This window comes from Staphylococcus sp. GDY8P94P (genome assembly GCF_017892255.1).
Classification (GTDB): domain Bacteria; phylum Bacillota; class Bacilli; order Staphylococcales; family Staphylococcaceae; genus Staphylococcus; species Staphylococcus cohnii.
Genome location: NZ_JAESKU010000034.1, coordinates 1 through 7,842 on the forward strand (window position 1 = coordinate 1; position 7,842 = coordinate 7,842).

7 protein-coding genes and 1 pseudogene are annotated in these 7,842 nt (G+C 34.0%); 2 read left to right on the forward strand and 6 right to left on the reverse strand.

Features of this window, described 5'->3' with window-relative positions; genetic code table 11:
* Positions 1-407: 407 nt before the first annotated feature.
* Positions 408-1,709, forward strand: a pseudogene (locus KA926_RS13670) (ISL3 family transposase).
* Positions 1,710-2,017: 308 nt separating this feature from the next.
* Here KA926_RS13670 and lnu(B) read toward each other — a convergent pair.
* The 3 genes from lnu(B) to KA926_RS13685 form a co-directional block, all read right to left on the reverse strand.
* Positions 2,018-2,821 carry a lincosamide nucleotidyltransferase Lnu(B) gene (gene lnu(B) / locus KA926_RS13675; RefSeq protein ID WP_002294514.1) on the reverse strand — a complete coding sequence of 268 codons (804 nt, stop codon included), beginning with the start codon at positions 2,819-2,821 and terminating at the stop codon, positions 2,018-2,020.
* Between the two features lie 53 nt (positions 2,822-2,874).
* Positions 2,875-4,359 carry an ABC-F type ribosomal protection protein Lsa(E) gene (gene lsa(E) / locus KA926_RS13680; protein ID WP_002294513.1) on the reverse strand — a complete coding sequence of 495 codons (1,485 nt, stop codon included), beginning with the start codon at positions 4,357-4,359 and terminating at the stop codon, positions 2,875-2,877.
* Positions 4,360-4,801: 442 nt separating this feature from the next.
* Entirely contained in the window at positions 4,802-5,386 is a 585-nt protein-coding gene (locus KA926_RS13685; RefSeq protein ID WP_002294511.1) for a recombinase zinc beta ribbon domain-containing protein, read from the reverse strand.
* Between the two features lie 61 nt (positions 5,387-5,447).
* Between KA926_RS13685 and KA926_RS13690 the strand changes: the two genes are divergently transcribed.
* The gene (locus tag KA926_RS13690) at positions 5,448-5,906 is read left to right on the forward strand and encodes a hypothetical protein (RefSeq protein WP_002325145.1); all 459 of its coding nucleotides are present in this window, start codon (positions 5,448-5,450) and stop codon (positions 5,904-5,906) included.
* A gap of 50 nt (positions 5,907-5,956) precedes the next feature.
* Here KA926_RS13690 and KA926_RS13695 read toward each other — a convergent pair whose 3' ends face one another.
* From KA926_RS13695 to KA926_RS13705, 3 genes are all read right to left on the reverse strand, one after another.
* The gene (locus KA926_RS13695; RefSeq protein ID WP_002294510.1) at positions 5,957-6,208 is read right to left on the reverse strand and encodes a hypothetical protein; all 252 of its coding nucleotides are present in this window, start codon (positions 6,206-6,208) and stop codon (positions 5,957-5,959) included.
* Between the two features lie 217 nt (positions 6,209-6,425).
* Positions 6,426-7,235, reverse strand: a complete 810-nt coding sequence (locus KA926_RS13700) for an ANT(9) family aminoglycoside nucleotidyltransferase Spw (protein WP_002294509.1) — start codon at positions 7,233-7,235, stop codon at positions 6,426-6,428.
* Between the two features lie 131 nt (positions 7,236-7,366).
* Positions 7,367-7,842, reverse strand: a 476-nt coding sequence (locus KA926_RS13705) for a phosphoribosyltransferase family protein (RefSeq protein ID WP_204171003.1), incomplete at its 5' end; no start/stop codon positions are given.

Below are 7,842 nucleotides of genomic sequence, written 5' to 3' on the forward strand. Positions count from 1 at the left end.
CAAGTTTACGCTAAGAATATTGTAAACCATTTGATTGATAAACACAATAGTTATTAAAATATTATTATAATCAGCAAGCAAAAGAAAACCCACAACTCTACTGTAGAGTCATGGGCTATTTACTTTGGGTTTTTATATTTCCATTTCGATGCCAGATTTGAAGACTATGACGAAGTGGTCTTCATACACTGTAACGCTCTGGATTATCTTCCTTACAAGCTTATCATCATATTCTAAGGTGCGGAATTTGTTTTTGCGGATAAATTCAGGCTCTATAATTTATAGAACTGATGAATCATTTTTTGATTCATCAGTTCTATTTTAGTTTATTTAAGTAGAAAAGCATGTCGTCTATCTAGTAAAATTAAAGTACCAACCAAAATCTTAAATAGAAAGGACGACATGTCATGACTAATCATATCAAAAAAATGTTGCGAATTAAAGAAAGATTTAAATTTAACTTGTGTTGAAGAAGGAAAATACAAAGGTGTGAACACATTAATTATCACTGGTACCTACTCACCTAAGCTTACGGCCTGTAAGTATTGTCAGTCTCATGCGAACGATGCAGATGAAAAGAAAACCATTGTAAAAAATGGGAAAAAAGAAGTGACAATTCGTTTGGAATCATATCAAAATATTCCAACTATTTTAAAGCTAAAAAAACAACGATATTTTTGTAAAAACTGCCATCAACATTGGACAACTCAATGTTCTATCGTTGAAGAAAATTGTTTTATTAGTCGATTCATGACATTTAGAATACTAGAATTATTAACTCAAAAAATATCAATGACCGTTATCGCTAAGATATGTCATGTATCACTCACAACCGTTATAAGGGTCCTTAAATCTGTTGAAAAACATTTACCTGAAACGCTTAAACCACGCTCTTTTCCAAAAGTTCTAATGGTTGATGAATTCAGATCTCATGCCACCTATGAAGATAAAATGAGTTTTATTTGTGCCAATGGTGAAACCGGTGAACTGGTTGATGTTCTTCCTAGTCGTAGACTTGATAAACTAATGAATTACTTCAATCGTTCTCCCAAGGAGAAACGAGAACAGGTAAAATTTCTAGTGACAGATATGAATGCGGCTTATTTTCAGTTAACTAAAAAAATCTTTCCTTGTGCAGCTTTAGTCATTGATAGGTTTCATATCGTTAAACACTTAAACCAAGCTTTTAATGACTTTAGAGTCAGGGAAATGAAAGCATTAATAAAGAATCACCAGCGTTCTGAAGCCAATAAGCTAAAAGTAAATTGGAAATACCTATTAAAGAATCAAATGACTGTTTCTAGTTCAGAATATAAAAATTGGAGAAGCTTTCCTTCACCTAAGTTTCCCCCTCTAACAGAATCAATGATGATTGATCGTCTTTTATCATTTTCTACAGACTTAAAAGAAGCCTATGGCGTGTTTCAATTATTAACCTATCACTTTAGAAATAAAGATCCAGACTCATTTTTTGATTTATTAAAGAACTTACCGACTACCTTAGATCCACTATTTAAACAGAAGATTGAAAATCTGATTAATTATGAAGAAGGGATTCGTAATGCTTAACGTATAAGTATTCTAACGGAAAAATAGAAGCTAAAAATACTCATATTAAGATATTAAAAAGAGTATCTTATGGCTTCAAATCTTTTAGTAATATGAAGATAAGAATTTTTATGATAAACGACCTTGTCACAATTGAATAACTAAAAAAAGATGATGAATTTGAGAAAATTCTCAAATTCATCATCTTCAATATTTGTCTCATCAGTCCGATTTGACAAAGAGCCCGTTTTTTTATGTTTTCCTTACTTACTTAAAACAGTCACACATTCAATATGGATTGAGAGGACAGAATGAATGTCATTTGTGTATGTCCGTTCTCGGAAACATATCCACGACACTTTTTGCACTATCGGTAGACGGGAACATATCCATAGGCTTCGCTGTTTTTTGAAAAACTGAGGTATGCTGTTAATTTTCAGTACCCAATACTGTGAATAACGTTACTCTCCTATTCACTAATGTAATTCAACAATCTTTCTAAAATGTCATGTGTAACTTTTAAGTTGTATTGTTCAATAAGGTGACTTTGCAAATCCATAACTAATAGCAAAGAATTTTTATAGGCTTCAAATAATTCTACCTTATCTAATCGAGCAGTGGTCTTTGCAAATTTTTTATAATTTTCAAGGCTAATTTCTTTTTCAAGGTTTTTACTCATGTTTAGCCAATTATCAGCATTTTTTTCTGCCATACGTATAAGTTGTAGTGTATTTTTTTGAAGTTGTGATAAGAGTTCTAATGAACGAGCATATTCTCCTCTTTTTAGAACGTTGATTCCCATCAACCATAGATTAGAGAAATTACACAACAAAAAATTAGCATTTTCTTCAGTAAGTCTATTTGGTCTTGCACCACTTATCTCTGATAAATAATTTTCTAATTGCCCTGTTTCATCGTAAATAAGCATAGCCTTCGTATCAGGAATATAACCTGAATCTTTAAACGAGGGGATTATGTTCATATCTTTTTCAGAAAGGAAATGAAATTCCCCACGTATAAGATTATCAAAAATAACTACCTCTGTTCCGTACTCATTTTTATAAAGCATCAAGTACGGAGCTACGTCAAACAACCAGTTGGATGAATCAAAGTTCGAGGTTATACTATCTTTCAAAAATATATAGAACTCTATATCAGAGTATTGGTCACCTTCTCCTTTGGTAAACGATCCATACATCATACAAGCTGTAATTCGTTCATCTGACTCAGTAAGATTCTTAACGTTTGCAATTAATTCTTTTTGTTTTAACATTTCTTCACCCTTTCATGTAAATATCTTTTAGTTATTGTGGCAACTCAAAATCTCTACAAACCTAAATTAATATTTTTCGTACAAATGTTATTGCAAAAAGCATCATCATGCTCCACAAACAATAGTGTAGGACAATATTCCAAAATCATTTTTTCAATTTGGATACGTGAAAAAATATCAATATAGTTCAATGGCTCATCCCATATATACAAATGTGCACTTTCACAAAGGCTTTTAGCAATTAGTACTTTCTTTTTCTGACCAGCACTAAAATCCACCATGTTCTTATCAAACTGCTCTCTATTAAAATCCAGTTTACGAAGAATCGTTTTAAATAGAGTTTCATCGATCTTATTATTATAGGCAAATTCAGATAGATTACCTTTTAAATATGAAGTATCTTGCGAAATATAAGAAATTTTTAGTCCACTTGCTAGCATAAAATTTCCGGTAAATTTAATATCATCTCCATTAATCAATTTTAGGATACTAGACTTACCACTCCCATTTTTTCCGATAATGGCAACTCTATCACCAATATTGACTCTGAAATTAAGATTACTGCATACTTCTTTATCTCCATAAGACAATGATAAATCATTCGCTTCTATTAAGCACTCTTTGTGAAATTCAAGTGGTGAAATTTTTAAGTCATCATATTGTTCAATGTTGTGGAGCAGTTCTGATTTTTGTAAAACGGCTTCCTGATGTCTTGACTCAATATTTTTGGCACGTTTCATCGCTTTTGCAGCCTTATGTCCAACATAACCCTTATCCAGTTTTGAACCAGAATTTGTTGTTCCATATTTACTTTTTTCTACTTTATTTGACCAGTTTGAACTACGTTTTGCTGCATAAGACAACCTTCCTATTTCTTTAAGGAGTTTCTTGTTTTCTGCCAGTTCAAAATTATCTTGTAACGTTTTGTTCTCCCACCAAGAAGTAAAATTTCCCTTTTGGATTTCGATATTCGTTTTATTGATAGATAGTATATGGTCAACACATTGATCAAGTAAGCTTCTATCATGAGATACCAAAATAAACCCCTTCTTGCGTTTCAAATAGTTTTGCACTACATTACGTGCATCGATGTCAAGATGGTTTGTAGGTTCATCAATAAGCAGGAAACAACTCGCTGTAAGGAATAAAGCTGCAAGAAGGACCTTCGTTTGCTCACCATTTGACAATGTATTAAACGGACGATATAAAGCATCTTCTTGAACATCAAGCAATGATATTTCACGAAAAATCTCCCAATCCATACATTCCGTACAAATACTCTTCATTACTTCAATTGTATATAGACTCTTATCTTCCACATCATAAGGAAAATACTCAAACTTAACTGTAGAACTTATATTGCCGGAATACGCATATTTGCCAAGCAGTAAATTTAAGAAAGTAGTTTTACCGCGTCCGTTTCTTCCAATAAAACCGAGTTTCCAATCTGTATCTATCTGAAAACTTACATTTTCAAAAATATTGTCATAACTTCCTTCATATGAAAAAGTTAGATTTGAAACATTTATTAAGGACATATATTTCTTCCTCCTTTACATTATAAAAATTTTATAAGCAAAGTCGGTTTTCGGCATTAATTACTCTATAATGTTATCCAACTCTGCAAGGATTTTGTCATGAATGACATAGTATCATTGTCTATCACGTTTATCTTCCTTTCTTTTACAAATATTAAAAGCCGCAAGAAAGTAAATTCTTACGGCTCAAAAACAAATACTATTATTACCTTTTGTTATACATAACATAAGGTTACTGTAATGTATTATTGAGTGTAGAATACTTAACTTTCTTGCAATTTGCATAACAAAACAAACGGTTCTATAGCCGTTTCTTTAAATATCTTATTATGCATCATATAATTAGCAAGAAAAGTTATACATTCTTCCACCTCCAAGTCGTTTTATTATATCATATTATCTTTAAAAATCCAATATAATTCTTCTGTTCTCTTTCTAAAGATTACCCTTCTACATCAATCTCGACTCCTGATTTGAATTCAACGGCGAACTTATCATGAAATACCGTAACTTTTTCTATAAGCCTCCTTACTAACTGCTCATCATATTCCTCTAACTCACAGGATTGTTCATTAAAGAAATCAGTCATTTCAGCGATTCGTTGCCTTTTTCCTTCACGCTCTGCATTTTCAACAAGTGCATTTTGCTTCAATTCTCGAAGGTGGTAGATTTCATCAGCCACATCTTCATAGTCATTCTTGGATTTTGCTTGGATAAGAAGCTGTTGTTGTAATTCTTCCAATTTGCTATCAATATCATTGGTGGCATTATCATTTTCTTCATTAAGTATAGTAGCTATGTTTTTCTGCAACGCCTGGAGGAAGGGTTCTTTGTTAGCCAAAAGTTCGTTAATAGCCTTGACCACTGCTGTCTGCAATGTTTCCTCGTTTATGGTAGGGGCAGTACATTCAGATCCTTTTTCCTCCAAACGGCTGACGCATCTCCAAACAATAGACTTGTAACCTCGGTTATTCCAGTGTACCCGGCGGTAAATATCACCGCACTGGCGAGCAAACTGCAACTGCAACTATGCAGGCACTTAATCTTAAAAGAACTACTTTCTATAAACTGGTGAAGGAAGTGATTGTATGATGACGATGTGTCCACGATGTTTAGAGCTATACAGTGAAATTTGGTCGAAGCCTTGTTGTAAATGCGCCGATAAGACCATTCCTGTTGATATTGAACTCATCAATGTCGTTCAGATGCTGCTCACTAGAGGCTTCGATGTATCTTATGCCACTTGTTACCCAGATAAAGAACAAGGTGAGATCGAAGCTATGGAAATTGAGATTCACTTTAGGGAATTGTATCCGCAGGCTCTCTTTGATGGTCTCCCACCTGACTGGATTGTAATTGACGAATACCCAGTTCTTGGCGGTAAGGTTCTTGATGAACCTGTTGATATCCTTACATGTGCAATCGAATATCGATTTGAAGAGAGCATCCATATTCAAAAGGATATCGCTATAAGCAATCTGGAAACATGGCTCGAAGAGAAAGACCCGCAATCTTGTAGGGCTATCCTTACATTGGCCGGCTTCTGAAAAAGTAAGACCCTCTCAACAGTAATGATCTGCTGAAAGGGTACTTTACTTTAATCTATGACCTTGAAGTGCCTTAATGCGTCTTTAATAGCTTCTACTTTATATTCTGGTGCTGGTTTATATGGGCGTTTTAGTTCTTCAACTGCGTTTGGTGCGTCGTACATCGGCAGGCCTAAGTTTCTTTTGACCTCTGCAATGTTTGCAGTGTGAACTTTGAAGCCGTACTTTTCTTCGATATACTCCTGAATAAGCCTGTAGGTGATACGATCTGGCTGGATTTTTCGGTCGTCTGCGTACTCCATTTTTACACTGATAAAATCGTCTGCACTTTTGTGGGACAATAAAACACACGTCTCAACGTGGCTCTAGTTGATGGCATTGATGTCTTAAGCTGATTTTTAACCCTTTCGTTCGCGGGAACGTATCAACGGTATTTTGATTATTTTTTAAGAAACTGATATATGGGGGAACATATCGAAGCAATCAATAATGCACATTAACAACTAGTCTTTGTTATATTTAAACTATTCGAAAAGGTAATTGGATATTAAGGGAAGACTCTATAGACTTTTTCATATGATTAACGAGTTCAGCCACCTCAGATTCCATTCCTTCCCACTTGTCAACACACTCTCCTAAATAAGCCTCTCTCGCTTTGTTGAGTAAAGTAGCATGCTCATCGGGTAATTGAGGTATCGCCCATTCAGCTGCCAGATCTTTTGAGCGAATTTCACCAGTAGATGCTGTCAGCCACATTCTGGCTAAAGTTAAAATCACATTGCGTTCGTCACCGTTAATGCTAGCTATCAACCCGGGCAACGATTCTTTAATTGCTTTTCGAATATCTGTCATTGGCACAGGCTCAATTACTTCTGTTGCCTTTGGTCCCAAAAGGTTAATACTATTTTTTCTTAGTTGTGCTAAAAGTATTGCTAAATCCGGATCATAAGTCGACTCAGGAATTTCTCCCTTTTCAAACTGCTCTCTTAGCCACTCGCCATACATAAATTCATATTTGGGGGGGAAATGCCAAGGGACAATATCCTTTTGATTTATGACCGTAACTTCAAGAGGCCTCATATCTTTTATGTTTCCTATTTTCCCAGATATAAGCATTAACCTATTTGTAAGATTCCTTCGAGTTTTTTCAGATAAACTTTGATTTGTTATTACCAAAATATCTACATCGCTATTCATACGTAAACCACCCATTACTGCCGAACCATACAAATACACCCCAATTAACATATTATCAAGTAGTTCCGCTATAGTTTTTAATGCTTGAATTGCTTCTTTCGGAATTTTTTTGTTACTTAAATCTATACTCAACTTCGATCTCCTTTCGTCTGAAAACTGTTTTTTAACGCCTCTTAAAATTTATAAAAAAAGAGTAAACATCTTTCGTTGTATTGTAAATTAACGCCATCCAAAATTTTGATTCAAGATTTTCTTTCGGTTTATTATATGTTTGAGCCAATATAAGCTACAAAACTGCTGTCTATCCATTTTTGAGTAACCTCATTTATATCAATCCCAATAGTAGCCAACCCAATAATGCTGCAATCCAATTTCTCTAACAAAGCTATTAAAGCCTTCATTTGAGAACCTGTCTCTATCCAATCATCTACAATCAAAACTCTTTTGTTCCTCACAATAGAACTCTTAGATATTTCAAAGCTTTTATCTTGACCTGAATAGTCGGTAAAATGTGTCGAAATAATCTCTTCTTTTGCGTATGGCAGCTTATCACCTTTTCTTACTCCAATAAACCCCACTCCAAGTTCTTTGGCTATGGCAGTGCCTAGTATCCATCCAATTGCTTCTGGGGCAGCCACATAATCTACTTTATTTTGAAAATCCAATGATAGTACTTTTACAATTTTATCAAAAACGGTTTTATGTGTAAAAATAGTTAGTAAATCATATTTTCCAATTG